Annotated in this window: 29 protein-coding genes; 13 read left to right on the top strand and 16 right to left on the bottom strand. The window is 43.8% G+C overall.

Features of this window, described 5'->3' with window-relative positions:
• Positions 1-34 precede the first annotated feature (34 nt).
• The 6 genes from N4J56_RS13645 to N4J56_RS13620 all read right to left on the bottom strand — a co-directional run bounded on the left by N4J56_RS13645 (position 35) and on the right by N4J56_RS13620 (position 4,896).
• Complete coding sequence (locus N4J56_RS13645; protein ID WP_410500328.1) at positions 35-490, bottom strand: diacylglycerol kinase family protein; 456 nt, start codon at positions 488-490, stop codon at positions 35-37.
• 183 nt (positions 491-673) lie between these two features.
• A complete protein-coding gene (gene ybeY / locus N4J56_RS13640; RefSeq protein WP_317106949.1) occupies positions 674-1,207 on the bottom strand; it encodes an rRNA maturation RNase YbeY in 534 nt (177 codons plus the stop codon).
• Positions 1,207-1,434 (bottom strand): DUF3285 domain-containing protein, encoded by a 228-nt coding sequence (locus N4J56_RS13635; RefSeq protein WP_317106948.1) that lies wholly within the window; start codon positions 1,432-1,434, stop codon positions 1,207-1,209. The genes ybeY and N4J56_RS13635 overlap by 1 nt, the downstream gene beginning before the upstream one ends.
• A 212-nt stretch (positions 1,435-1,646) precedes the next feature.
• A complete protein-coding gene (locus tag N4J56_RS13630) occupies positions 1,647-2,576 on the bottom strand; it encodes a hypothetical protein (RefSeq protein ID WP_317106947.1) in 930 nt (309 codons plus the stop codon).
• A gap of 282 nt (positions 2,577-2,858) precedes the next feature.
• Positions 2,859-3,972, bottom strand: a protein-coding gene (prfB, locus tag N4J56_RS13625; RefSeq protein WP_410500327.1) for a peptide chain release factor 2 whose coding sequence is annotated in 2 segments (ribosomal slippage) — positions 2,859-3,899 and positions 3,901-3,972 — 1,113 coding nt in all. Because the reading frame shifts where the segments join, the coding sequence is not laid out codon by codon here.
• A gap of 195 nt (positions 3,973-4,167) precedes the next feature.
• Positions 4,168-4,896, bottom strand: a complete 729-nt coding sequence (locus tag N4J56_RS13620; protein ID WP_317106946.1) for a Bax inhibitor-1 family protein — start codon at positions 4,894-4,896, stop codon at positions 4,168-4,170.
• A 331-nt stretch (positions 4,897-5,227) separates the two neighbouring features.
• On the opposite strand from N4J56_RS13620, the gene N4J56_RS13615 reads away from it, so the two are divergent.
• From N4J56_RS13615 to N4J56_RS13605, 3 genes are all read left to right on the top strand, one after another.
• Complete coding sequence (locus tag N4J56_RS13615; RefSeq protein WP_039713047.1) at positions 5,228-6,013, top strand: RNA polymerase sigma factor SigF; 786 nt, start codon at positions 5,228-5,230, stop codon at positions 6,011-6,013.
• 96 nt (positions 6,014-6,109) lie between these two features.
• Positions 6,110-7,291, top strand: coding sequence for an NACHT C-terminal helical domain 2-containing protein (locus N4J56_RS13610; protein WP_317106945.1), 1,182 nt, complete (start codon positions 6,110-6,112; stop codon positions 7,289-7,291).
• 121 nt (positions 7,292-7,412) lie between these two features.
• The gene (locus tag N4J56_RS13605; RefSeq protein ID WP_317106944.1) at positions 7,413-8,492 is read left to right on the top strand and encodes a pentapeptide repeat-containing protein; all 1,080 of its coding nucleotides are present in this window, start codon (positions 7,413-7,415) and stop codon (positions 8,490-8,492) included.
• Between the two features lie 35 nt (positions 8,493-8,527).
• Here N4J56_RS13605 and N4J56_RS13600 read toward each other — a convergent pair whose 3' ends face one another.
• A complete protein-coding gene (locus N4J56_RS13600) occupies positions 8,528-9,052 on the bottom strand; it encodes a hypothetical protein (RefSeq protein ID WP_317106943.1) in 525 nt (174 codons plus the stop codon).
• A 405-nt stretch (positions 9,053-9,457) separates the two neighbouring features.
• On the opposite strand from N4J56_RS13600, the gene N4J56_RS13595 reads away from it, so the two are divergent.
• From N4J56_RS13595 to N4J56_RS13585, 3 genes are all read left to right on the top strand, one after another.
• The gene (locus N4J56_RS13595) at positions 9,458-9,922 is read left to right on the top strand and encodes a DUF192 domain-containing protein (RefSeq protein ID WP_317106942.1); all 465 of its coding nucleotides are present in this window, start codon (positions 9,458-9,460) and stop codon (positions 9,920-9,922) included.
• A gap of 166 nt (positions 9,923-10,088) precedes the next feature.
• Entirely contained in the window at positions 10,089-10,607 is a 519-nt protein-coding gene (locus N4J56_RS13590) for a DUF192 domain-containing protein (protein ID WP_317106941.1), read from the top strand.
• A gap of 3 nt (positions 10,608-10,610) precedes the next feature.
• Complete coding sequence (locus tag N4J56_RS13585) at positions 10,611-11,795, top strand: MFS transporter (RefSeq protein ID WP_317106940.1); 1,185 nt, start codon at positions 10,611-10,613, stop codon at positions 11,793-11,795.
• 10 nt (positions 11,796-11,805) lie between these two features.
• Here the strand turns inward: N4J56_RS13585 and N4J56_RS13580 are convergent, their stop codons facing one another.
• The 4 genes from N4J56_RS13580 to N4J56_RS13565 all read right to left on the bottom strand — a co-directional run bounded on the left by N4J56_RS13580 (position 11,806) and on the right by N4J56_RS13565 (position 15,310).
• On the bottom strand, positions 11,806-12,045 hold the full coding sequence (locus N4J56_RS13580) for a 2Fe-2S iron-sulfur cluster-binding protein (RefSeq protein WP_317106939.1): 240 nt from the start codon (positions 12,043-12,045) through the stop codon (positions 11,806-11,808).
• A gap of 11 nt (positions 12,046-12,056) precedes the next feature.
• A complete protein-coding gene (gene cobQ, locus N4J56_RS13575; RefSeq protein ID WP_317106938.1) occupies positions 12,057-13,541 on the bottom strand; it encodes a cobyric acid synthase CobQ in 1,485 nt (494 codons plus the stop codon).
• A gap of 121 nt (positions 13,542-13,662) precedes the next feature.
• Positions 13,663-14,070, bottom strand: coding sequence for an Npun_F0494 family protein (locus tag N4J56_RS13570; RefSeq protein ID WP_317106937.1), 408 nt, complete (start codon positions 14,068-14,070; stop codon positions 13,663-13,665).
• Positions 14,071-14,281: 211 nt separating this feature from the next.
• Complete coding sequence (locus tag N4J56_RS13565) at positions 14,282-15,310, bottom strand: CsgG/HfaB family protein (RefSeq protein WP_317106936.1); 1,029 nt, start codon at positions 15,308-15,310, stop codon at positions 14,282-14,284.
• Between the two features lie 378 nt (positions 15,311-15,688).
• On the opposite strand from N4J56_RS13565, the gene N4J56_RS13560 reads away from it, so the two are divergent.
• Positions 15,689-15,988, top strand: coding sequence for a hypothetical protein (locus N4J56_RS13560; RefSeq protein ID WP_317106935.1), 300 nt, complete (start codon positions 15,689-15,691; stop codon positions 15,986-15,988).
• An 82-nt stretch (positions 15,989-16,070) separates the two neighbouring features.
• On the opposite strand, the gene N4J56_RS13555 is transcribed toward N4J56_RS13560, so the two are convergent.
• The 5 genes from N4J56_RS13555 to N4J56_RS13535 all read right to left on the bottom strand — a co-directional run bounded on the left by N4J56_RS13555 (position 16,071) and on the right by N4J56_RS13535 (position 21,004).
• Entirely contained in the window at positions 16,071-16,847 is a 777-nt protein-coding gene (locus N4J56_RS13555) for a ZIP family metal transporter (RefSeq protein ID WP_317106934.1), read from the bottom strand.
• Between the two features lie 199 nt (positions 16,848-17,046).
• Complete coding sequence (locus tag N4J56_RS13550) at positions 17,047-17,703, bottom strand: DUF1295 domain-containing protein (RefSeq protein WP_410500493.1); 657 nt, start codon at positions 17,701-17,703, stop codon at positions 17,047-17,049.
• Positions 17,704-17,845: 142 nt separating this feature from the next.
• Complete coding sequence (locus tag N4J56_RS13545) at positions 17,846-19,264, bottom strand: hypothetical protein (RefSeq protein WP_317106932.1); 1,419 nt, start codon at positions 19,262-19,264, stop codon at positions 17,846-17,848.
• A 74-nt stretch (positions 19,265-19,338) separates the two neighbouring features.
• Positions 19,339-20,268, bottom strand: a complete 930-nt coding sequence (uvsE, locus tag N4J56_RS13540; protein WP_317106931.1) for a UV DNA damage repair endonuclease UvsE — start codon at positions 20,266-20,268, stop codon at positions 19,339-19,341.
• A 223-nt stretch (positions 20,269-20,491) separates the two neighbouring features.
• A complete protein-coding gene (locus tag N4J56_RS13535) occupies positions 20,492-21,004 on the bottom strand; it encodes a YdcF family protein (protein WP_317106930.1) in 513 nt (170 codons plus the stop codon).
• Between the two features lie 247 nt (positions 21,005-21,251).
• On the opposite strand from N4J56_RS13535, the gene N4J56_RS13530 reads away from it, so the two are divergent.
• The 6 genes from N4J56_RS13530 to N4J56_RS13505 all read left to right on the top strand — a co-directional run bounded on the left by N4J56_RS13530 (position 21,252) and on the right by N4J56_RS13505 (position 26,208).
• The gene (locus N4J56_RS13530; protein WP_192160331.1) at positions 21,252-21,485 is read left to right on the top strand and encodes a hypothetical protein; all 234 of its coding nucleotides are present in this window, start codon (positions 21,252-21,254) and stop codon (positions 21,483-21,485) included.
• Between the two features lie 219 nt (positions 21,486-21,704).
• Complete coding sequence (locus N4J56_RS13525) at positions 21,705-22,790, top strand: amino acid ABC transporter substrate-binding protein (protein WP_317106929.1); 1,086 nt, start codon at positions 21,705-21,707, stop codon at positions 22,788-22,790.
• Positions 22,771-22,911, top strand: coding sequence for a hypothetical protein (locus N4J56_RS13520; protein ID WP_317106928.1), 141 nt, complete (start codon positions 22,771-22,773; stop codon positions 22,909-22,911). The genes N4J56_RS13525 and N4J56_RS13520 overlap by 20 nt, the downstream gene beginning before the upstream one ends.
• Positions 22,912-23,021: 110 nt before the next feature.
• Complete coding sequence (locus N4J56_RS13515; protein ID WP_410500492.1) at positions 23,022-24,182, top strand: amino acid ABC transporter permease; 1,161 nt, start codon at positions 23,022-23,024, stop codon at positions 24,180-24,182.
• A gap of 4 nt (positions 24,183-24,186) precedes the next feature.
• The gene (locus tag N4J56_RS13510) at positions 24,187-25,377 is read left to right on the top strand and encodes an amino acid ABC transporter permease (protein WP_317106926.1); all 1,191 of its coding nucleotides are present in this window, start codon (positions 24,187-24,189) and stop codon (positions 25,375-25,377) included.
• Between the two features lie 63 nt (positions 25,378-25,440).
• Positions 25,441-26,208: an amino acid ABC transporter ATP-binding protein gene (locus N4J56_RS13505; RefSeq protein ID WP_317106925.1), complete on the top strand. Its 768-nt coding sequence runs from the start codon at positions 25,441-25,443 to the stop codon at positions 26,206-26,208.
• The last annotated feature ends 52 nt before the right edge of the window (positions 26,209-26,260 follow it).

Raw genomic sequence — 26,260 nt, 5'->3', positions numbered from 1 at the left:
GTCCCTCTTCTCTCCCTTGTCCTTATTCCTATTGTCAATTTAAATATGAAACAATTAGTCTCACAAAGGGAGGTAACAAAAGAGCGGCGGCAACTAGAACGGCAGCGATAGCCGAGATTAATACTGCTCCGGCGGCGCAGTCTTTAGCAATTTTAGCGAGTTCGTGATATGTCTGCTTTACCGTCAAGTCTACAACAGACTCGATCGCGGTATTGAGTAATTCCATCACTAGCACTAAGCCGCTAGTCAGCGTAATCACAGCTATTTCGACCAAAGGCAAACGTAATAATAAGCCCAGAAAGACAGCAAGAGTTCCTATACAGATATGGATGCGGAAGTTGCGTTGAGTTGTAAACGCATAAGCAATGCCACTCCAAGCATATTTGAAGCTCACCAATAAGTTAGAGGCGACTTGCCAAGAGAAATCTCGCTGAATTGGAACCACTTTTTCTGTTCTACTAGGCGTTGAGGTCGAAACTTTTTGGGTCATAGATGGCAAACATCAATAATCTTTGGTTTTTTATATCTAGCCGAGTTACAGCCTACTACTTGCTTAATTTGTCAATTTCCACAGACAGTTTAATTTAGACATATCTCGTCGAGCGAGACTATATTAGTAACAAATTGTCGCGATCGCACTGTGCCAATATTTACAATTACAATCTTGCCCAGTTTAGACAAGATTGACATCAAGACCAACTATCCTTAGTAGCAAAGTTTGCTGTTCCAGCATTTCTAATAGGGTTTCCTCATCTGGGTGATCCCAACCTAAAAGGTGTAAAAGACCGTGAGCGGCTAACCAAGCTAGCTCTGTCGAGAGCGAATGCGCTTGCTGTAGTGCCTGCTTGCTAGCGGTATCAATTGAGATCGCAATATCGCCTAAGTATAGAGGTAAAAGCGATCGCAATTCCTCTAATTGCGGTACATCCGTTTCCAGTGCGGCAAAGGCTAAAACATCCGTAGGCTTATCTTGCTGCCGATACTGCGAGTTAAGTGCTTGAATTTCCACATCATCAGTTAGACGTAAACTCAGTTCGTAACTGTCAGCAGGGGGAAGCTGAGAAGATAAACTCTCTAACCAGCACTCAAACCATTTTTGCCAAGTTTGGGCATCAACTGCTGGTTCCATTCCAGAAGCTTCAGTAAAACAGTCCTGCACGCAGACTTCAACTTGTACGCCGGAATTTTCTGTATTCCTGGTTGTCATTATCTAGTTATGTAAGCTAAACCCACCAGTAAAGCCAATAATCCTATGGTTGTGAGGGCAAAATGTTTCAAAGAAGTCCCTCTCTTTTTCACCATGTTGCGCATAGCGAGTTTTACATAACTCGGTCGAGGCTCGTTGGTAACTTCATTCGCCACATCAGGTGGCATAGTTGCCGCTTCCGTTGACTGTACCTCGGCGATTTTCGTCGTGTCAGGTGAGTTCTCCATGAGATTGACCCTAAGATTTTGCTAGGTTCTTTCTCAAATGTAACAGTTTGTTGCACCAATAATGTAGTCCGTACCAGGGTTAATAGCTGAGAAACAAGCGCAAAGCGATTTGCGCTCGTTCCCAGCCAGTCTTTGCCAAATTTCTATAGATTGCTTATTTTACTTTAACTACAGCAAGTTCGATCGCATTCGGCATGAGATAAGCAATAGCTTTACTTGCGTCCGACAAGTATCTTCTGGCGGTCGGTCACTTCCTCAGTGCGAACCTCCTCACCATAAACTTCTAATAAACGACAGCGAACCTGCTCGGAAATTTTAGCTAACCCGCCGCCTCCATGAGTATCTGATGGTTTAAGCGTATTTCGGGTAATCCCGAAAAAGTGAGTGGCAAAACGGTGATGCACTGGTTCTGGTAGTCCTACAAAAAACATCAGCCTTTCGTACCGAAGGTATTCAAATATTCTGGCTCCGGTATCGTAAAATATCGCCGCGGGTTTCAAAGCATGGCAAGAGCGCCGCAACTCAATTGGTCCCTTCTTGAGTATTCTGTGGAGTAGCTTGAAGCGCGATCGAAGCTTATTAAAAGGCGACAGCAACGAGTATTCATTATCTAGGTAAAAGTCTACAAATGACTTTCCTTGCCTCAGTGCTTCTCGAATAGGGGCTACCTTGAGGAGAGTTAGCGGTATCCAAGGACGCTCGTGATATAGAGCATTCTCTAAAGCGGTTCCCTGAAACGCTGGTTCTTCAAGCCAACTTGGTCCGTTGGTAAAGCCACAACCGAAAACCTGTGGTTCGTCAATATATTCTTTGAAAAAGCTAACTATAGCGGAATCCTGAATTTCCAGATCCGAGTCAACTAATAAAACTTTTTCTGCGGCAATATTATTAAAAAGCCAATCTAGAGTTTGACCGTGAGGACGTAAGGGAGCGGTTAAAATATCAAAATCATACCGCTTCATCAAAGCTAAAAAATGTTTTAAGCTACCATCAGTTGACTCACAGTCGATCAACAGTACGGGCATTCTTGCATGACGAATAGCCGATAGTAAAGCTAAGGTTGTAACTACTTTTGTATTGAAATTAATAATAACTGCTCTTTCAGTTTCAGTAGGTAGATCGGATAAGCTTTGAATTAGCACTGTTTTTGTCCTAAGATATTTTTTTTGTTTCTCGACGCACAGCAAACAACATTAGCAGCATATAATAAAACGATTTTTTGCCGATCAGCTATTTATTTATTGCATTAATTATGAAGATTGAATTTAAGCAAAGCAATATGGAAAAGTTCAGCAAACCAATTCAGGCTCAATGGTTGGCAAAACAAAAAAAGAGCTAAGGACTGTAAACAGCAAAACCATTTTGGTTTTTCTCCTCCAGTTTCCTCAGCTTGCTTTTTTTCTGCTCTCAGTCTTGCTTGTTCCTTAACTAGCCACTAGTTGTTTCTCCTGGCGTAGGTAGGACTCAATAAAGGTATCGAGTTCGCCATTCATTACGTCGGTAATTGCTGTTGTTTCTACGTTTGTCCGCAAATCCTTCACCATCTGATATGGATGGAAAACGTAGTTGCGGATCTGAGTTCCCCAGGCTGCTTCTACCATATCACCGCGAATTTCAGCGATTTCTTGAGCGCGTTGTTCTTGGGCAATAATTAACAGCTTGGCTTTGAGGATCGCCAGAGCTTTCTCTTTATTTTGTAACTGCGATCGCTCTTGGGTACAGCGGACGGCAATTCCTGTAGGAATGTGGAGAATGCGCACGGCTGTTTCTACTTTGTTGACGTTTTGTCCTCCCTTACCACCAGAGCGAGTGGTAGTAATTTCCAAATCTTTATCGGGAATTTCCAACTGTACGGAAGTATCGATTTGGGGCATCACTTCCACACCAGCAAAGCTAGTCTGTCGTTTACCGTTAGCGTTAAACGGAGAAATCCGCACCAAACGATGAGTTCCTTTTTCGCCTTGTAAATAGCCGTAGGCATAACGACCGGAAATTTCTAAGGTAGCGGATTTAATCCCCGCTTCATCTCCTTCCGAAATCTCATCTAATTGCACTTTATAGCCGCGATCTTCCGCCCAACGAGTATACATCCGCAGTAACATTTCCGCCCAGTCTTGGGCATCAGTTCCACCTGCTCCAGCATTAATCGTCAAAATTGCGCCTTTGTCATCGTAGGGACCGGATAACAACTGTTGCAACTCCCATTGGTCGAGTTCGCGGTTGAGGCTAGTAACGTTTGTCTCAGCCTCTTGCAGCAGAGATTCGTCCGTTTCGAGTTCCAGTAGCTCTAGCACGGCTTTGGTATCTTCTAGGCTACCTTGCCAGCGATCGTATTGCTGGATATGAGTTTTCAGGTCGTTGAGTTCCTGAAGTGTTTGCTGTGCTTTGGTTTGGTCGTTCCAAAACTCCGGTTGGGCAGCAATTTGTTCTAAATCTTGAATTTTTGCCGTCAGTGCGGGGATGTCAAAGATAGTCCTGGGTTTTACCCAGGCGATCGGACAACTTTTCAACTTCGCGTTTGATTTCTAGTGCTTCCATATAGGTTTCGAGTAGCGATCGCTCACTGAGTGATAGGGTGCATTAACAACGCGCCCTACTTGTATTGATGATTTTAACCAGAGTTGAAAACCTTTGGGGCAACAACCAAAAAAACCGTGGCTTCAAAACAAGCCACGGCAGATCGTTTGTAGAGACTTTACATGTAACGTCTCTACAATTCATGTAAAGTCTCCACTAGTCACGGCTATTCAAGGCAATTAACAACCGCAAGATGAAAATAAACAGATTGATGTATGTCAGATACATCGACAGCGCCGCAGGGAGATATTGGTCGTTGCGGTAGCTACGAGGCAGAACGTAGAAATCTACGACTGCTGCACCAACGAATAGACACACGCCAATGCCTGAAATCGCAATTTCTAACCAAGTCGGCGTATAGATGCCAAACAGAGCAAACAGAAATTGTGCCAAACAGACAACCACTAGGGCAATGACTCCCAGGCTGACTGTTTTCGTCAATGCCATGCCGTCCTGTTCTGACAAGTTAGAACCAATTTGACGTGCCGCAATAAAGGTGACACCGCAGCCGAGGGCAGCAAACCCCACACCTGCAATACCTACGCCTTGGGTTCTTAGTGCCATAAAGACGATGCCGCTAAGAGTATAGCCAGTTAGCAAGCTATATGTTGCTAGTAGAGGCAGGGCAACGCGATTATTACCTTTCTCAGCAACGTTCATCGCCACGAAGAACAGAATCAGTTCCAAAATGACCGCACCAATAAATGTAGGGAAGAATAACCCTGGATTGGCACGGATGACACTTAGACCACCGTAGGTTCCCAGTGCTGTTAGTACCAGCCCGCCACCTAGATAAGGCAGGGCGTTAGCAATAACGTTTGGACCTACTATGGCGCTAGTCTTAGCTTGACGAATTGCTTCGCGAAAATTGCTAGTGCTACTCATGGAATTTTTTCTTAATTTTTTAACGGGTTGTGTGAGAGCAACGATATGGTGACATATGCCTATTTTGGCTTAAACCTCTAACGGTTAACCAGGGTGAGACTAGCAGCAGAAATCTAAATCTAATCTTAAAATATTTGGCATTCTCAGCCAGTCAACTCAGCAGATCTACGGAGAAAAGTCACCGCAATCTGCTAATCCCCTCATAAATTCAGTAAGAACGACATGGTTTGAGAAGCCTTCTCCACCGACAATAATCTTCAGCTTTGATTAAAGATTTCGCACCACCTGTTAATTCCCATGAGGGAAGCTTAGATCGCTGTTGAGGATTTTTATGTCGATAACTCATACTAGAGCCTGCTCTAATGGGATAGAGCTATTAATTGCTTATTATCAAAATCCTTCGATTGCATTACGCAATAAACTTGTGAGTATGCACACTGGTTTGGTGCGAAAGATGGCGCATCAGTTTAGCCGCCAATGTACCGAGCCATATGAAGATTTAGAACAAATTGGTTACTTTGGTTTAATTCGTGCTATCGAGCGCTTCAACCCTTATCAAGGTTATGCTTTTAGTTCTTTTGCAATTCCTTATATTCGAGGTGAAATTTTACATTTCTTACGCGATCGCACGGGAGTTGTCAAAATTCCCCGCCGTTGGCAAGAACTTCACAATCAAGGACAGAAGGCTCGTAAAGATCTAACATTAACTCTCGGTCGTACTCCTACAGATATAGAAATTGCTGAAGAATTGAATGTTGCAATTCAAGAATGGTTAGATAGTAAGCTCGCCTTCCAAAATCGAATTGTCTTAAGTTTAGATAGTACAGTTATTCAACATCTCGATTGCCAAATTAAATTAGCTGATGCTTTACCCGACCAGCGCTCTACTAGCTTGCAACAACAGGAAGAAGATCGCCAACAATTGCAAGGAGCAATGAATCAGCTAGAGGAAAAAACTCGTAAAGCTGTAGAATTTGTTTTCTTAAAAGAGTTTTCACGTAAAGAGGCTGCTAAACGAATTGGTATTAGCCCAATGACTGTAACTCGATATCTTCAAAAGGGCAAAGAACAGTTATTTTCTTTGCTTCAACCTCAAATTGCTCAAACTAGAGCATGATAATTCATAATTCGTAATTCGTGGTTAGTAATTCGTAATTATGAATTGAATGAACATCCGAGAAATTCAAACTGTAACACCAAAACCATAAAGCTTATGAACTCCATCGATTCAGCGTTGGTAGATCGTTTTCCTCAGCCGATGGAAACTGAAGGTATTAAGTTGGATGACCGAAGAGGTGTCAAGTTTAGTGGTAAATGGGTACAAGTTGAGAAATTACAGAAGAGTGACTCAAAGAAACTCGATCGCGTCGTAAATTTCTCCTTAAAACACGAGGAAAAAGAAATTGTTAATGAATTGTCTAACGATCCATTATTAAATTTGCTTTGTCTATTAGTTGAAGCCGGTCGAGAAATTCCTGACGATCGCTGTCAGCTCTACCGCGAAGGACTAGAAATTTTATTGAGTCAATGGGATGAAGCTTATCATATTCCAGGCGATCGCTTCTACAAAAATTTGTCCGTACAGCACAAACAAGACTTGTTAAGTAAAATTGCTTTGGCTACATTTGAAACTGGAGGTAAGTTTAGCAAACAGGATATTGAAAAATCTATTACCGAATATATATGTAACCTGCCAAAAGCACCTACTAGCCCGGAACTCTTGCAACTTACGACTGAAGCACTACTAAAGTCTATTCAATACCAACATCAGTTATTTGTTGAGTTCGCTCCAGAGGTTTATTCTTTCTCTGATAGCAGATTTCACGAGTATTTTATAGCGCGAGAAATAGCCGATTCTTCTCATCCTCAAAGAGCAGAACAAGCTTTAATAAATTTAGCTGCTCGGATTTCAGAACCACGCTGGCACGAAGTTTTTGTTTTCGTTGTCAGTATGTTGCGAAACGCTGACTATTTTCTCAGTTTAATGAAGCAACAAGCTGACGCGATCGCCGGAGTCGATCCAGAATTATCGCGCTTTCTTTTCTGGTTGGAGCGCAAGTCACATCATCTGAGCAAACCTCAGTTTAAACCAGCTGCTTTCCGTGCCTTTCATTTAGAATTTATCCTCGATCTTAAATCAGATTCTCTCCAAGACGATCGCACCGATCGCCATCTTCATCTATCTGATATCGATGCTTCGAGTTACGAACTGATAAATTTTCCTTTGACTTCCCAGCAAAAAGCTGTTCTCAAACAATATTACGATGTCAATCAACTCATACTTGATTGCCTGCGCCAAGCACAATACATGACGCGGAGCTTACGTACAGAAATTGAAGAGACACTTTTAGTTCCTTCATATTTAAGCTGTCCGATAAAAACTGCGATCGCTTAATATAAATACCTAAGATAAATTTCTTGTAGGGGCGCACAGCTGTACGCCCCTACAATGTTGTCACGATCTAGCAGGTTTATGGTAATGTTAAAGCTGAAGATCGCACGGCAAAAATCGCTAGATGACTAGTGAAGCAGACTTGCTGCTAAAACAAGGTATTTCTCAATACCAAACAGGGGAATTTGAGCTTGCATTGCAGTCTTGGCAACAAGCATTAAATCTTTATCGGAGCAGCCAAAATTTCAAGCGCGAAGGCGCGGCTTTAGGGAATTTAGGCGCAGCTTATCAAGCTTTAGGAAACATACCCCAGGCGATCGGCTGCTTTCAACAACATTTGGAGATCGCCCAGAAAATTCAAGATGCAACTGGCGAAATGAATGCTCTTGCCAATATTGGTAATGCTTATTTGGCATCAGCAGAGTACATTCGTGCAATTGAGTATTGGCAAAAACTTTTAGCGATCGTACCAGCACAAAGCGATCGCCTACAGAAAGGACAGATCTTAAATAGCCTGCGACAAGCATACACTAGTTTAGGAGAATTGACCCAAGCGAAAAAATATCAACAGCAACAGTTGGCGATCGCGCGGGAATTACTCAACTCGGCGATCGCGACAGACTTTGTTTCTAGTCTAGAAGCGATCGGTTTAGATCCTACACAGGATTTAGTCGGAGCCGATCTCAGTCAATTCGATCTTCGTAATGCTAGCTTGAGTCGCGCTAATTTAGAAGGGGCAAATTTGAGTGGTGCTGACTTGACATTAGCCGATCTGAGTCGTGCTAATTTGAGTCGTGCTTGTCTATTGCGTGCCAAACTCACTAATGCCAATCTCCGCGATGCGAATCTCAGTCATGCCGATTTGAGCGATGCAGACTTACGAGCAATTCTACCCCGTGTAAATTTAAGCGGTGCTAATCTCAGCCGGACAAATTTATCGAGCGCCTATCTTCAGAATGCTAACTTACAAGGTGCAAATTTGAGCCAGACGCTACTGCAACAAGCAGATTTAAACGGTACAGATTTCAGTCATGCCAATTTGAATGCAGCCAATCTCAACCGCGCAGAACTGAATGCAGTCAAAGTAGAAAAAACACGGTTTGTTGATGTCGTCGGAATTTCAGCACAGATGAAACTTGAGTTTCAGCAACAAGGAGCAATTTTTGAGGACTCTATGGGCGATCGCAAGCCAATCTCAACTTAGATTTAAATAGCGATCGCTCCTCATCATATCTAAATCTATGGATTACGATCGGGTGTAGGGGTTAAATCTTGTTCCGTTGAATTACTATCAGGTGCAGGCGCTAAATCTTGTTCCATTGTCTGTGCTGCTGCTGGTTGCGGTTCGCGGACTTCCCAACGACATTGTTTTTGTTCTGGCTGCTGATAGTTAACCGCCATTGTAAATGAGCGTGTCGCGGCGCGGTTCTTGTCGAAATTTACGTCAGCTCGCGTGTAGTTTTTTCCGGCGATCGCCGTCCACTGTAATATATCGTTGGCATAGGCTCCATCGGGAACGAAGCGCATTTTGTATTTTACTTGGTCTGGAGAGTCTCCCGATCGCACGAAAAGCAATCCCTGCGCAATGTCTGCCGAGCGTTCCAAGACATCAGCAGATATAAAGCTACATCGATCGCCATCATCTCCTTCCACCAGTGCCAAGAAAGAACGGTCGGAGCTAGTTTCTACTTGTTGAGCTGGCGTTTCTCGGTTGGAAAAGACGACTAAGGCGATCGCTAAGATTGGTAAGATAGCTGTTTTCATAACTCCTCATCCCTCACAGCACTCAGACGCAACTGATTTGTTATATGGTACAGCGAATTTGCTCTCTGGGATTGGCAATGTTTGAGCGCTCGAGAAAGAAGTTAGAAGCGACAAGTCAAAAGCACGCTTCTGCATTTTCCCTACTTTCTATCTCTGTTCATTGATTCTTAATAAATTATCGCCTTTGCTCTTAACTTTATAGAGCTAGAACTATCTACAGTCATCGTACCTAAAATTGTGAATTATTGGTTAAAAATGTGTCAATGGCGCAGTTTCTTCATTGCGCGCAATCTGCATTGCCGATTACATAGTATTTAACTACGAGTTAATTAATATGTATAAATTAATCAAATCATGTTTTCTAAAAATTCTCTTTGGCTGCTTGGAATCGCTATATTTATTGTTTTGACTACTCTGTATTTAGGCTTTTCTTGGCTATCTTTACAACTTAGTTCACCACAAAAACCGCAAGTTATACCAATTTTAGCCAGAATTGAAGTTGCCAAGCAAAGAATTTACTTAGAAGTTCCTCAAACCCCAGAGCAAGAAGCACAAGGGTTAATGTATCGTACTATAATTCCCAGAAATAGGGGAATTTTGTTTGAATTCAATCCGCCTCAAGCGATCGAATTTTCCATGCAAAACATTCTTGTACCAGTCGATACAATTTTTCTGAGAAATACGGAAATTCAGCAAATTCAAATAGCTGTTCCTACCTGTAACGAAGTCAATTGCCCCACGTATAGCTCAAAGGTAAAAGTAGACCAAATGGTGCAGTTACAGGCTCGAAGAACTTTAGAGCTAGGTTTAAAAACTGGCGATCGCCTACCAATTGAGTTCCTCGACTTAGATACTAAAACTTTTCGCTGATTTAAATTTAACAAAACTTAATGTTGATTCTTTTGTTTTAGATAAAAGATTTAAGTAAGAGTTAATTTAAACTATTTACAAGAACGATTTTTGGTTAAGAAATTAGTCGACTTCTGGTTAAAAAGTCGAATAGCTTCGGTTAAGAAATCGTTAAAGCGAGGGCTTTATGTTAACTGCGACCCAGAAGAAGCACCGGAAGATTTCAGCTAATAATGCTTTTTGCATAGTTACATTGGTGAGCGGTCTGGTTTTACTAATAATTCAAGCTCAAATTGAAAAACAACCACAATCTCTACCTGTAAGTGCGAAAGCGCAAATTTCTGGACAAGAAATTGAGTTGGAAGTTGCTCAAACAGCGCAGCAACAATCTATGGGACTGATGTACCGTGGCGAACTTTCACAGACAAGAGGAATGCTGTATACTATCGATCCGCCTCGCCCAGTTAAGGTTTCGATGCAAAATATGCGCTTCCCTGTGGATGTCGTCTATTTACAAAACGGACAGATTGCAGCCATTCAAGTAGAGGCACAGCCTTGCGATGCAATTGCTTGCCCTACATATAGTTCAAAGGCAACGGTAGACCAAATGATTCAGCTACGAAGTGGCGCGACGGCAGAATTAGGACTAGAGGTAGGCGATCGCGTGCCGATTCGGTTCTTAGATGGTGAAATCCCCAGAACTTAGCCTATGCAGCAAACTAACTCGTCCCCTGTCAAAATTACCTTGCTGCTTGTCAGCACGCTTACCGTGATGGCAGGTGCAACAATTGCACCTTCGCTACCAGCAATGAAGCAGCACTTTAGCAGCGTGCCGAATGCAGATTACTGGGTAAGGTTAGTCTTGACAGTCCCAGCCCTATTTATTGCCGTGGCTGCGCCGCTTGTTGGCGCGACAATCGATAAATTGGGACGCAAACCCGTGTTAATAATTGCCTTACTCGCGTACGGGTTGGCAGGTAGTTCGGGGCTGTGGTTGAATGCGATCGGCTTTATCCTTTTCGGACGGGCATTATTGGGTTTGAGTGTGGCTGGGGTAATGGTAACGGCAACGGCGTTGATTGCAGATTACTACACGGGGAAGGCGAGAGGGCAGTTTTTGGGTATCCAAGCTGCTTTTATGGCATTGGGAGGGGTTGTTTTCCTGACTTTAGGGGGCTTTCTTGCCGATATCAATTGGCGGATGCCCTTTTTTATCTACTTAATTGCCCTAGTATTGGTACCGTGCGTCGTGTTGTTGCTACCGGAACCGAATCGTACAGGTAAGGGTACTGGAGCTAACTTTGCAGACGAACCAACCAGCTTGGCGACTGGTTTAGTGGTGTTGACTTATGCGATCGCCCTAATCTCGCAAATCGTATTTTATCTAATTCCCGTACAACTCCCCTTTTACTTACAGCAATTACTACAGGCAAGCAGTTCTCAAAGCGGGTTAGCGATCGCGCTTGCAACTGGGTGTTCTGCGGTTAGCTCGTTATTGTACCAGCGCGTCAAAGCCCGCCTCAGCTTTATTAGCATTTATGGCATTGCTTTTTTAAACATGGCACTAGGATATGAATTGATAAGTTTTGGCGCAGGTTATGCGGTGATTCTCTTGGGATTAGCGATCGCGGGTTTAGGTTTGGGTTTACTCATGCCAAATATGAACTTTTGCCTCACTTCAATCGCTCCTGGTGTAGCCCGTGGAAAAGTTTTAGGTGGGTTAACGACTAGCTTTTTTTTAGGACAATTTCTCTCACCCATTGTCAGCCAGCCTTTGACTAACTTCGTAGGGATAGCTGGAACTTACAGAACTGCTGGAATCGTGATGGGGATAATGGCTATAGCTGCCTTGGTATTTTTGATGCGGGCTAAAACAGCGGGAAATGCAAGCTAGGAATTGATTCTCACCACGCTGGATCGAAATAAAGATCGATCGTCAACTGTTCCTGTCCAGGTGGTACAGCAGTAATACAAGCGCATACTGTATTGTCTCCATCGATCTCGACTTCGCAAGCGTGACAGGAACCCATCATACAGCCGGTGGGGATGACAACCCCCGCTCGCTCTGCTACATCTAACAATGGTTCTCCGACTGTGGCTTCTACAGTGACATCATCGGGTAAAAAATTGACTCGCACAGTCATAATTCCTAACTTTAAGGCGACAAAACAGAGGATAAGTCTAAATGGGTTTCTACCATACCTGCTAGGGAGTCGAGCATTGCTTCTCGCTGCTCGCGATAATTAGAGATACCTGTCGGTAGAGATTTAAGTCCCCTTTGTTGCCGCAGGCGATTTAACCAAGCCCTCCGCCAAGGTCCATTATCGAAAATTCCGTGCAGATATGTTCCCCAGATTGATTGACTACTATCTACCATGCCAAGACCGGTATCGTCAAACAGGGGTTGATAGTCGTTGGCTTGGGCGGGGGGTAATTCTATTAATCGCGATCGCCCTTGGTGAATTTCATACCCTGTCACGGGCAATCCTGACTGCGGAAAATTCGATATGACTTGACGCTGGCGGGCAACTTTATGCATCGTGATTGCCGTTTTGATGGGCAGCAATCCTAACCCTGGATACCTACCAGCTTCGCCCTCTAGCCCTTCTGGATCGGCTAGCTGTTGCCCCAGAATTTGGAAACCGCCGCAGATACCTAAAACCGTTCCCCCAGCCGCCGCATAGTTTTGAATTGACTTTGCCATCCCGGTTTTATGCAGGACGAGTAAATCGGCGATCGTGGTTTTCGTCCCTGGAAGAATAACCGCATCTGGATGTCCTAATTCGTGTTTGGGGCTGAGATATCTCAAACCAATACACGGTTCTGATTCTAACGGATCGAAGTCGGTAAAGTTAGAAATTCGCGGCAGGCGAATTACGACAATGTTGAGTTCGCCTTTAGCCCGAGAGGGCTTGCGTTCAAACAAATCGAGGGAATCTTCGGCTGGAAATGAATGTTCCAGCCAGGGAATGACACCGATGACGGGGATTCCCGTCCGTTCTTCCAGCCACTTAATGCCCGGTTCTAAGATCGATCGCTGTCCGCGAAATTTATTGATGATTATCCCGCGCACTAAACTGCGTTCTTCTGGTTCGAGTAATTCTAGCGTGCCTACGACATGGGCAAAAGCACCACCGCGATCGATATCTACGACTAGTAACGTTGGTGCGTTCAAATACTTGGCGATCCGCATATTTGCTAAATCGCGGTGCTTGAGGTTGATTTCTGCCGGACTACCTGCCCCCTCGCACACGATCATGTCAAATTCTGCTGACAGATGGCGCAGGGATTCTTCAATTGCCTGCCATCCTGGTTGAAAAAATTGCTCGTAGTAGTCTGCTGCGTTGACTCTTCCCACAGCTTTGCCTTTGAGGATCACCTGAGAAGACGTATCCCCTTGAGGTTTGAGCAAGATTGGGTTCATCTCTACCATTGGAGCAACCCCAGCCGCCCACGCTTGCACCGCTTGGGCATAGCCAATTTCGCCACCATTAACGGTAACGTAAGCATTCAACGCCATATTTTGTCCTTTGAAGGGCGCTACACGCCAGCCACGTTTGGCTAAAATGCGACAAATTGCAGCTGCGATCGTTGATTTTCCAGCATGGGATGTCGTTCCCACGATCATGATTGATTTCATATGCGGCTATCGGCTTGAGCAGGTAAAGGCAGAAATTTCAGACCGAGATGGGTTTCTGTGTTTATTTTTCCCCTTTTTTGCTAATTCTTAACTTTTACGCTTACAAATTTAAGGCATTCACCTAAAAAGGCAGTCGCAGCCAGCTACTCAGGGTATTGTAAAGGCGATCGCGCCACGTTGGAGTATCCCACTTACCATGCTGAGCGTATCGCTCTACTAGCTGTCTGCCCAGAGGCGTGAGCCGAAAACTATCTGTGATTCCCTGTCCGTCTACCTCACGCCGCAATACACCGACTTGAATCAGCCAAAAGAGTTCGTTGTCTACTGCAAGTTCTGTTAATGGGCGTTGGCTATAGCCTTTTTCCATGCCTGAATTGCCGGCGATCGCCATGACTGGCACGCTTTGAGCTATCATTGCCTGGAATAAGTGTAAGTTAAAGCTAGAACAAATCAGTGCCCGACGCGCCCGCTCTAAGGTACGGTTGGGGTAGAAAAACGGTCTGGCATTGCTAGTATTTGCATTAGTCATTTTAGTATTTGTACCCTATAGTCACTCTGCCTGAAAAGCGATTTCTGAAACTTCTAAATATCTTAATTATTGCAGGTATGGGTGACTTGTCATGAGTCATTTGTCATTTGTCATTTGTCATTTGTCATTTGTCACGAGTCATTGGTGATGAGCCATAGATGTAAAAAAGGTGGGCATTGCCCACCCTACGTTTAAATTCTAACTGCCTTCTTTATTGTCCGGCTTTTGCCATATCTCCTCGTTTAAAGCCCGCACCATTTGTAACTTTACCAGTGGCAAATCCCTGACCGACTTCTGTTAATTCGATCGTGCCAATCGGAGACGTTAAGGCGCGCAGAGTTTTGCCAGTTTCAGGATCTTTAATTTCTTTGGCTACTCGCTCGATTGAGATTGTCATCCCTGTTTTTAAGCCTGCTTCCTGTCCTTTATTAATTGTAACTAGATTATTAGTTACATCAGCTACTACAGCATTGATATTCGGTGTAAACGAAGCTGCTGTAGTCACTTTAGAGGCAGAAGCAACGATTTCTTGCGTAATTTCATTGACAGCAATTTCTGCGGCTGCACTCAATAAAGTTTCAGGGTCAGCATTCTTCGACTCGTGATAAATACCACCTACATTTAAAGCTTTGCTTTTCTTATCGACTTCTCCTTTACCTTGAGTTGCAGCGAGAATTTCTGCGGTTGTCGTGCTGACGAGTCTGGCATCAATTTGCACGATCGCCCGACTTTTTTGTTTCGCCGAACAAACTCCAAAAACGCAAAAGCCGTTACCAGAATTATTTGCTTCAATATTAAATTGAGTCACTGCACCAATTACGACAGCATCAACTCCCAAAACTCTACCAATTTGAGCAGCGGTTTCTGGATTTATTCGCCCCGAAGCACCTAAGTTTTGTTCTTGTAAAATAGCGTCGATTTTACTCCGTTCGATGACACTGTAAGAACCATCTTTAACTAATGCATTCGTAATTAAATTACTCACTCCTTGGGCTGGACTTGCGCCAGCGAAAATATTTGCAAAATTAACACTGCCAGTATCGGCAAAATCAAAATCTAGTACAGCAACTCGCTGGCGTTGAGTTGCTTGTGTTTGGCTATTTGTTCGACTAGTTTCAGTTCGATCGGCAGTTTGGGCATGAACTGTAGGTGTCAGCAAAGATAAATTAGTCGTACTCAACAAACCAAAAACACGTAACAAATTCAGCGAACGAGTCGCTAATTTCACATGAGTTCCCATATTTTTTTGATTAGCAATAAAACTGTGGCAAAAAATCAAAATATTCTGGTTAACTGTAGAATCTACTATTTTGTAAATATCTCACAGGTAAACGATCGCGATTATATCCACGCGATCGCTGTTGTTACCGTAGTATATCTACTTAAAGTTTAATAATTTAAAACTATGAATAATGTAGAGGAGCAAGCAAGATTGTATCTTTACTGTAGAGCTTTGTATTTCAGATGCAGGCATGAGTCAGCAGATAAACGCAGTCGAGTGCTACGTGGATCGAGCTAACTTAGTAAAATTTTTGCAAAGCTAGCGAAAAGTTACTGAAATTTGTTGCTACATTAAAATTAAATAGTTTGTCAGTAATCTCCGTACGGGAAGCAGGCAATGAGTAAAGATATCCGCGTTGCTGCAACTTCAAAAATTTGGGCTTTTGCTACGGGAATGCTAGCAATTTGCATTCCGCTTTCGAGTGTAACTAGGAGCGGTCCTATTTTACCGCTAGCCGCGATCGCCGGAGCTGCCACAGGTACGTACTTTGTCTGGCGCGATGACAATAAATATAAATCGTTAGCAAATAGCGATCCAAAACAACTTGAGCAACGCATCGCGAATTTAGAAACAATTGTCAGCGATCGCGAGTTTGAATTAGAACAGAAAATAAAACAATTAGAATCAAAGGATTAAGTCAAAAGTCAAAAGTCAAAAGTTAAAAGTCAAAACCACTTTCTTGACAACTGACAACTGACAACTGATAACTGATAACTGACTATCCACCTAATGCAATATCCAAAAACATCATTACCACAAAACCTAACATGACACCAATAGTTCCCTCTGTTTCTAATCCTTTGCGGTGCGATTCGGGGATAATATCGTCGCTGATTACGAATAGCATTGCTCCGGCTGCAAACGCCATTGCCCAAGGTAAAATAAACTGAGCTATACTTGCTACGCCAGCACCAACTAAACCGCCCAAAGGCTCTACTAAACCCGTAAGCAGAGAAACTCCTAAAGCATAGCTAGTAGAATATCTTTCTGAGATTAATGATAGGGCAACGACTAAACCTTCTGGCATATTTTGTAAGCCAATACCTACGGCAATTGGTAGCCCTTGCTCGATATTTCCACTCCCGAAATTTACTCCTACAGCTAATCCTTCAGGAAAGTTATGAATTGTAATCGCAGCGATAAATAACCAAATTTGTTTAATACTTTTCCCCCGACAATTTTCTCGCCCTTTCAAAAAATGTTCGTGTGGTAAAGCGTGATGAGCAACTTGTAAAAACAATCCGCCCAATAAAATACCTACAACCATAATTAGAGCAGCGATCGCTCTGGAATAACCAATGTTTTCTGCTGCTTCTGTGCCTGGAACGATGAGAGAAAAAGCTGTAGCTGCTAACATAACTCCACCACCAAACCCCAACATGATTCCCTGAATTCTCTGGGTCAAATTGATTGGTAGTAAGATTGGTAAAGCTCCAACAAAAGTTGCCAGTCCAGCGAGTAGGCTAGCAAGAAATCCGACAAGAACAACGTTCATAGATTGCGATCGCGGTAGTGATAGTAATGGAGAAATAGCAACTTAAATAGATGCTGCTTGGGTCTACATCTGTAAAAAGATATTTCCTGAATGTCAAGTATATCATACTCGTTATGAGTACGTATTATTGATTTTGGCATGGCTTGAGGGCGCACGATTGTACGCCTTCTCAGAATGGATATGGTATGCTGCCCTTGACTCACCAAAGAAAAGGAATCAAGCGGCTGCTAGACTCTTGATACGCTGCATACTCGCTATACTTACCAGACATGGTTTGTTCTCTTTGAGAGATGCGCTGGAGATAGAGGAGGGTAATAGTTCCTGGTACGAGATAAGCCCATAAAGAACCTGCGACAACGCTGAAACTGAGATAGCGTAGCAAGTCACCGAAGTAGTTAATATTGCGGGAAAATCTCCAAACTCCATCCTGCACTAAACCCGCCCCGTATTGCTTAGCAGTTAGTTTTTGTACGTCAGCAGTGGTATTAATTAGAGTTCCGAAGATGTAAAGTGGTATGGCGATCGCGATCGCGAGTGCAGAAATAGGCGTGGGGTTGGTAAATGCCAAATATCCAGGTAAGGTATAGAATACTCCAACAAACATCAGAGCGGCAATCAAGCCCCCTACTCCTATAGGTTCGTTAAATATCTGTCGTCGGTTAGGAAAGAACCACTGTTCTAGCAGCCACCATAGACAATAGCTAACGTGCAAACAAAGATAAATAACTTGGCGTAAGTCCGATATCCCATAAACGATTGCACAAATTGCGAGGCAAAAAACTGTTAGCACCTTAGCTGCATTAATTGCTGTTAGTTGAGTTATGGCACTCGCTCCCGCATCAGATGTATTCTGCATCATAACTGACAAACTTTTCTTAACATTTCTTAATTGTAGCTGGGAATTCTATTCTAAGATTTGTCTCGCGCAAAGACGCAAAGACGCTAAGCACCCTTTGCGCCTTTGCGTCTTTGCGTGACATTTTTCTAAAGATTTACTTCTACTGGCGGATGATGCGGCGCAGTTGATTTGCTTCTTCCCAACTTCTTTCAACTCCACCTTGAGCAATGTCTTTGACGTAATTAATTTTGACTTCTTCTAGTAAGTCTACAAATAATGATTTGAGTGCTTGCAAGTTGTGTTGTTTTTTGACTTCTGTTTCTAGAGCAATACTAAAGTTTTGAATTAAGTGACTCGATTTTTCTATGACTACGGGATCTTCGAGTAAATTTGTTAAAGTTGTGTAAGTAGATTGGGAAATATCGTTAGCTAATTTTGATGAAACTTGACGAGGTAGAGTTTCCATACCTGGTAAATGCTGTATTTGCTGGTACATTTGAGTTTTTCTAATGGCATTTTCGATACTGTAGTGGAGTAATGATTCAATATCAGTTTGTACTTTGGGAATAACTTGATAAATTGTCAGACGCAGTAAGCGATTAGCAATTTCTTGCACTTCATTGGTGTTATTAATATTGATATAGGGGTGGTAACGTCCCGATCTTAATAACCACTCAGCCGCATCTCCTCGTTCGATCGAGTCTTGCATTTGATCGATTAACCGTACGCCAACAATTTCTGTCATTTCTTCAGCGAAATTAGTGACAAAATCATATTTAATTTGCTTGCGGACGGGTTCGAGATTTAATAGTTCTGCTTGATAAAGCCGAATCGTTACTGGAATTACCCTCAGCCAGCGCCAAAATGGGAAGAGGAGAAATAAATCGTACCAGCGCCTTAGCAGTGCCTCTAACCAATTTAAATCTGGTCTTTGACGGCTGATAAAGAAAGTACGAATGAGAATTTCTAAGCCAAAAAAAGCGACAAAAGGTAAGTCAATTAGCCAAAAGCGATCGATGAATTTACCTCGGGTATTAATGCCGCGATAGTAGTTAGTTTCTATGAGCGGTTGAAGATTTGTCGTGAAGAAATCTAATTCTCGTTCCCAGCCTACGCGATTGAGATAAGCCTGACTCCAAAAAGTATCGAAGGCTTGATGAGCTGAGTTAATATGAACGCGATCGCGGACTTGATTTTTGATCTTTTCTAAATGTCCGGTTTTCTGGGCGATCGCAAAGGGATTATCTTCGATTAATTCATCGCTCAATTGCCGCATTTGAGCTAATAAATTTTCAACTTCTGGCGACTGAATACCCGTCTGCTCAATTTGTTGTCTGATTTGTTGAAATTGAGCCAGATATCGGGTTGTTTCTCGATGGGGTTCGATACCTTTAATGGGATCGTACTGCTGGACGATTTGGGGTGACTTTTCAAAATAAAAGTCGTGCCAGTGAATATATGATAAATCGAACAAGACAAGGAAGAAATTTAGTAAAACCACCAGAGCAATCAATCGTTCTAGCCAGAGAAAGCGCCGTACTGGACGAAATGCTATTTGAGTTTTTTGCAGAGATGACATATTGATTTCAACCAAATTCTGCTCGCATCAAGAATGCAGGTTTCGCAGTTAAGCAGCGATAACAGCAAATATTATCACCAATTGTTGTTGGTCAAAGCCGCGATCGCCTCTTCTTTTGCCTTCGCTTCAATTTCAATCCAGGGTGCTTCCCGGTAAACGCTAGGCATAACAGTAATATATTCACTGTGCTGTCTGTCACTGAAAGCTGCTTCACCGTTAGAAATGTGGACGAGTTGCCAATCTGGCTTTTCCCACGTCGATCTAGCAGCATAAAACATCTCGGCTACGGAGGGATGATCGTAGCTTTCTAGTTTCTCATGACAGATGTGATGGTGAGCGTCAAAGACCATTGGGACTTTTGCCTGCTGACAGACGGCTAGGATTTCCTCAGCGCTATAGGCGTATTCGTCATTTTCAAAAGTAAGGCGGCTTTTAATTGCTTCTGGAAGGCGATTGACAACTTGCACCAATTGCGCCGTTCTCTGAGCTTTGCCTCCGTGAATATTCATGCACGCCCAAGCCGATCGCGGTAAACTGAGCAAGTCCATAATTTGGGCATGTTGTGTCAAAATTTTGATGCTGTTTTCCACGACTTGTGGCGAGTCAGAACTTAATACCACAAATTGATCGGGATGGAGTACCATTCGGATGCCCAGTTGTTGCGATCGCGTTCCCACTGCGGCTAAATCAGCAGTCATTTCTGCTAAGATAGCTTGTCCGATGCCGTCTTCCATGTCACTGAGGGGAAACAAACCCGAAGGCATTCGATAGAGGAAAATTTGGTTGGTTTGACAAAAAGATATTGCCGCATCCAAGCGAGTTAAATTGCTCAAATAAAGCTCTCGCAAGGTAGTTTCCCGTTCTGCTGCACTCAACTTGAGGTAGCGTGTCCGTGTCATGGTACGATAGCGGACTGCTTTAGAAACGGTGATACAAACTAAACCCAATCTAGAGCGATCGCTGGCGCGAGATAATAATTTTGTACTGCTTGGATCGATAATCATAGATACATAAACAGTGGCTTATCGAACCGCGATCGCCACCAAAAACAAACATGAGTAATCAACATAAATTTAATCTGTCAAATCTAAAATCACATCTATCAAGAGGTGAGAGGTAAGAGAGTGGTGAGTGGTGCGTGAAGAAAGGGTGTAGGGTGTAGGGTTGAATTGTGACTTGTGACTTGTGACTTGGAAGTAGCTCCGCGACTCTCTCTTCACTCCCGACTTATCTTTTCGTTAATGTCGAACCCGTGCGTCCTGTCAGCACCCAAAGCAAAGCTCTACCTCCGTCGCGGATGGTTTTGTTGTAGGGTTCTGGCGATCGCTTGGAGGGAACGGAAATCGGGGTAAAATCAATCCCACGACTACCTAAGACAATTTGACCGATTGTTTCGGCACGGCGCATATGATAGTCAGACGTGATCAGGTAGATCTTCTTGATGCCTCGCTTTTGAAACTCGCCGACTAAAGTAGTAAAGTTTGTGACCGTATCGACTGCCTGGTAGTCTAAATGCAAGCGACTGCGATCGACACCAGCTTGGGTAAATAAATTACGGGCGTATTCTTTCGGACTACCACTAGAAACCCAAATTGGTAAATCTGGCTTGTTCCGTGCAAATTCGATCGCGAACTGCTCCCGTTGGACTGAACCACCCAGGACGAGAATTGCTTGATATGGCTCCAAATGGCTTTTCACCTCTTTGTATCCCAGCCACAATAAGGTAGGCAGTAGTAGCATCAGCCAACACCAACCCCTACGCCCAGATTTTCTCGGCTTGACCCGTCGATAACGTCGCTTTTTCAGAACTTTAACAGAGCTTCAGCGCAACAACACGAATATCTAGGGTAGCAGGCAATAGTGTAGGGCGGCTGAGGTCAAAAGAAATTTTGGAAAAGTGTTGGGAAGAAAATTACAATTTATAAAAATTAATGCTTCTGTCAGGCGACTTGAGTTGAACTGGTAATAGCTAGGGAAGTTAAGCACAATGAAAGCAGCAAAATTATCGTTGGCGGCTATCTTATCCACGACTGCGATCGCGGGTGGAGTTTTATTTTCTTCTGTCGATCCAGCTCAATCTTATCCTTGCAGTAGATATCGAAACAGCTACACGACGCAAACAATTGATTGGTGGCGCTCTCCTTGGGTAGCAGTTTTGACTATTCCTGGAATTGCTCTAGGAGTAACTCTTTATAAGCGCGGTCGTTCGTATCAGAATTAACGGTGCAATTTTCACGTATTTTAGTAGGGGCGCACAGCTGTGCGCCCCTACAGGTATGCATGTTGCCCCTGACAAGAGTGCCTCTCGCCTCTTGCCTTTGTTTACTGTAGAGTTTAACTAATCAAATTTACAGAGAAACACTCGCTTTTGTGGCAACTGATACCACTTAGTATGAGCGTGCATCGTAAAAAAACAGAGAAGAGTAGGACAAATTTATTTATGTTCAAAAGGAGCGTACTGCTAGTGGGTGTTGCGCTGGTAGCAACTCCTTTAGCTGCTTGTAGCCAATTTTATTCTCAGTCACCACAGCCACAGGGAACCGCCCAAACAGGAAGTAACCCAGCCGCAGGGGGAGGGGGTACATTAGATGCAGCTAAGTCTCGCGGCAGGCTGGCGTGCGGTGTCAGCGGTACTTTACCAGGATTTAGCTACGTAGACCAAGCAGGTAAGTATTCTGGACTCGATGTGGATATCTGTCGGGCGATCGCAGCCGCTTTATTTGACGATCCGAATGCTGTCGATTTCCGCAATCTGAACGCAAAAGAGAGATTCACTGCCCTGCAAGCAGGAGAAGTCGATATTCTCAGTCGCAATACGACTTGGACGATGAGTCGCGATACTTCGGTAGGGCTGGAGTTTCTTCCCGTGACGTTTTATGACGGTCAGGGCGTAATGGTGAAGAAATCTGCTGGGACAAAAGACTTGAAGGGTTTGCAGGGTAAAGCTGTTTGCATGGAGACGGGAACCACTACCGAGCAAAACTTTGCCGATCAAATGCGCAAAATTGGAGTGAAATACACGCCTCTAGTATTTGAAGATGCTAATGCCGTTTACGCAGCATACGAACAAGGTCGGTGTCAGGCTGTGAGTACCGATCGCTCTGGATTGGTATCCCGTCGAACAACGCTGAAAAATCCGCAAGATAATATTATTCTAGATACGCTTTTATCCAAAGAACCACTAACACCAGCTGTGAAGAACGGAGACTCCCGCTGGTTTGATGCAGTTAAGTGGACGATCTTTGGCTTAATTGAAGCCGAAGAACTGGGGATTAATTCTCAAAACATCGACCAATTCGCCAAAAGCCAAGACCCAGTTGTCAAAAGATTGCTAGGCACGGAAGGGAATTTAGGTCAAGGTGCGGGTTTACCGAATGATTTTGTTGCTCGTGCGGTGAGGAAAGTCGGCAACTACGGCGAGATTTACAACCGCAATCTCGGACCTGGCACGCCATTCAATTTACCACGCGGTCAGAACGATATCTGGGAGAAAGGTGGTTTACATTATGCTCCACCATTTAGATAGCAGGGAGCAGGGGAAGAATTCAAAATTCAAAATTTCCCGACTCCTGTACGAGCGGGTTTTGACCGAAGATCTACTGCCTGGGTTGTCAATATTTCCCGATTCCTGGACGGACGGGTTTTGACCGAAGATCTACTGCCTGGGTTGTCAATCTATTTGCTAAACCCGCCCCTACCGACTCCCTTTCTTCACGCACCACTGACCCCTCACCACTCACCACTCAATTACCACTACATGAAGTTGCAGAAACTATTACGAGACGATCGCTTCTGGCAGATTGCCGGACAGGCGATCGCGGTTTTGTTGGTGGTAATTTTTATTGTCCTGATTTGGGATAATCTCACTTACAATCTGCGGCAATTAGGCATTCAGTTAGGATTTGATTTTTTGGGAGTGCAAGCCTCCTTTGATATTGGCGAAAGCATCATTCCTTACGCTCCGTCTAATAGCTACAGTCGGGCAATATTTGTCGGGTTGCTTAATTCATTGCGCGTGGTAGCAATCGGTTTAGTTTTAGCTACTATTTTTGGGTTGGTCTTTGGCATTGCCCAACTTTCAGATAACTGGTTGGTACGACGCATCGCGGTTGCTTATGTAGAAATCTTCCGCAACGTACCTCTACTATTGCAACTATTTTTTTGGTACTTTGCCGTTTTTATCAACCTACCAGGAATTGAAAATCCTATTACTCTTCTTGGTTCTACTTACTTGACGGGACAAGGCGTATTTTTCCCGTGGCTGGAAATTGGGGCTGGGGGTGGCATTTGGTTGGTATTACTACTGGCGGGAATTGTTGGGGCGATCGCCTTGTGGCGTTGGCGGGGGCGCGTCATGGTAGAACGAGGACAGGCAGGACATCAAATTTGGTATGCTTTGGGTTCTATTTTAGGGGCGGCGATCGTTGCTTTTGTCTTGACCCGCAGTATTCCCTTTCGGTTGAGTCTTCCGCAAGTTACGCAGGGACAGATTGAGGGTGGATTGCGTCTGTCGCCAGAGTTTTGCGCCCTACTCGCTGGACTGGTGATTTATACGAGTAGTTATATTGCTGAAATTGTGAGGGCGGGGATTCTAGCTGTACCAAAAGGGCAGTGGGAAGCAGCCCGTGCTTTGGGACTGAAGCCAAATCGGATCATGCAAATGGTGATTTTACCGCAAGCATTGCGCGTGATTATACCACCCTTGACGAGTCACTACCTCAACTTAGCTAAAAACTCCAGTTTGGCGATCGCGGTCGGTTTTCCCGATGTTTATTTTGTTGCTTCTACAACATTTAATCAGACGGGACGGGCTGTGGAAGTGATGTTGCTGATTATGATTACCTATCTAACCACAAGCTTAACCATCTCTCTCGTCATGAATTTATACAACCGCACCGTGCAAATTCAGGAGAGATAGACTCTTGCAAATCCAATCATCCGCCCCTCCTAATCCGCCCACATCTCCGCTTAACTGGGTACAGAAAAACTTATTTAGTACTTGGTACAACAGTATCCTGACAATAATTTGTCTAACAGTCATTATTTGGGGACTGAGTAACTTTATTAGTTGGGCATTAACCGCAGCACAGTGGGGAGTCGTGGGTGTAAACTTGCGACTCTTTTTTGTCGGTCGATTTCCTCCTGAATTGTATTGGCGAGTGTGGACAGCACTAGGGCTAATTATCGGTTTAGCAGGGATTTGTTGGGGTTATATTGTCAGAAACTCTCCCCTGTTTAGCCGAACAATTTTAATTGTTTTAGGAGTCACTATTGCGGCTATTATCCTGCTACCTTTAGAACTGAGCGCGCGTCTATGGATATTAGCGATCGCCATTATTGCCATAGTTGGCTACGCAGTTGGACGCAAATTACCTACTAGTATTAGCCCTTGGCTAACTCCAGCTTGGGGATTAGTATTTGTTGTCAATTTTTGGTTAATTGGAGGCGGTTTGGGTTTAACTTCAGTCCCAACAAATGTATGGTCGGGGCTATTACTGACCCTACTCACAGCAATTTGCGGGATCGTACTGTCGTTTCCCTTTGGCGTGTTACTCGCCCTCGGTCGCCAAAGTCCATTACCTATAGTCCGGATCTTATCGATCCTCTACATTGAAGTCGTGCGCGGGTTGCCACTCATTGGCATTCTCTTCTTAGCCCAGGTAATGTTACCGTTATTTCTCCCGCCTAACTTCCGCAATTTAGATCGCGTACTGCGGGCGATCGCTGGACTAGTATTATTTAGTGCAGCGTATTTAGCAGAAAATATCCGTGGTGGATTACAAGCTATACCTAGAGGACAATACGAAGCCGCTAAAGCCTTGGGTTTAAGTTCGCCTTTAGTTGTGTTATTGATTGTATTACCCCAGGCACTTAAAGCCGTAATTCCTGCGATCGTCGGTCAATTTATTGGTTTATTTAAAGATACATCTCTACTCGCTCTATTTGGCTTACTCGAATTAACCGGAATCTCTCGCTCGATTTTGGCACAACCCCAATTCCTCGGACGTTATGCCGAAGTTTATTTATTTATTGGCTTACTCTACTGGCTCTTTTGTTATGGAATGTCTACTGCAAGTCGCTATTTAGAACGGAAATTAAATGTTAGTAATTAGGGAGTAGGGAGTAGTGAAGAGTGAGAAAGCAACCAACTACTAATTACCAATTACCGATCGACAATGAACAACGAACAGCTAACAACCGACAACCAACAACCAATGATTATTGCTGAGAACGTCCATAAGTGGTACAGCAGCAATAAATTTTACGTTCTCCGGGGTGTTAGCCTTACCGTGAATCGGGGTGAGGTGGTGGTGGTGATGGGTCCCTCTGGTTCGGGTAAATCTACGTTTATTCGCACGTTTAATGCTTTAGAAGATTATCAACAAGGGCGAATTGAAATTGATGGAATTGCCCTGACTCACGACTTACGTAACATCGATGCGATTCGTAGAGAAGTTGGAATGGTATTTCAGCAGTTTAATTTGTTTCCTCATCTTACGGTACTGCAAAACGTAACTCTGTCACCGATTTGGGTACGGCGTTGGAAAAGACAAAAAGCCGAAGAAGTCGCCATGCAACTGTTGGAAAGGGTAGGAATTTTAGAACAAGCGCAAAAGTACCCAGGACAACTTTCTGGCGGACAACAACAACGGGTAGCGATCGCCCGGGCGTTGGCAATGCAGCCTAAAATTATGTTATTCGACGAACCTACATCAGCGCTTGACCCAGAAATGGTAAGGGAAGTGTTAGATGTGATGAGGAGTTTAGCGCGATCGGGAATGACAATGGTTGTTGTGACGCACGAAGTTGGGTTTGCCCGCGAAGTTGCCGATCGCATCGTTTTAATGGATGGTGGAATGTTAGTCGAACAAGCCCCACCCCAAGAATTTTTTCAAAACCCCAAAGAAGAACGGACGCGCAAGTTTTTATCGCAAATTTTGTAAATGAGGGAGTTGGGAGTCGTAGGGGCGGGTTTAGCCCGAAATCCCTGTCAAA

Source organism: Chroococcidiopsis sp. SAG 2025 (genome assembly GCF_032860985.1).
Lineage (GTDB): Bacteria > Cyanobacteriota > Cyanobacteriia > Cyanobacteriales > Chroococcidiopsidaceae > Chroococcidiopsis.
The sequence above is the reverse complement of the archived record's forward strand: the minus strand, read 5'-3'. Positions and strand labels throughout refer to the sequence as shown.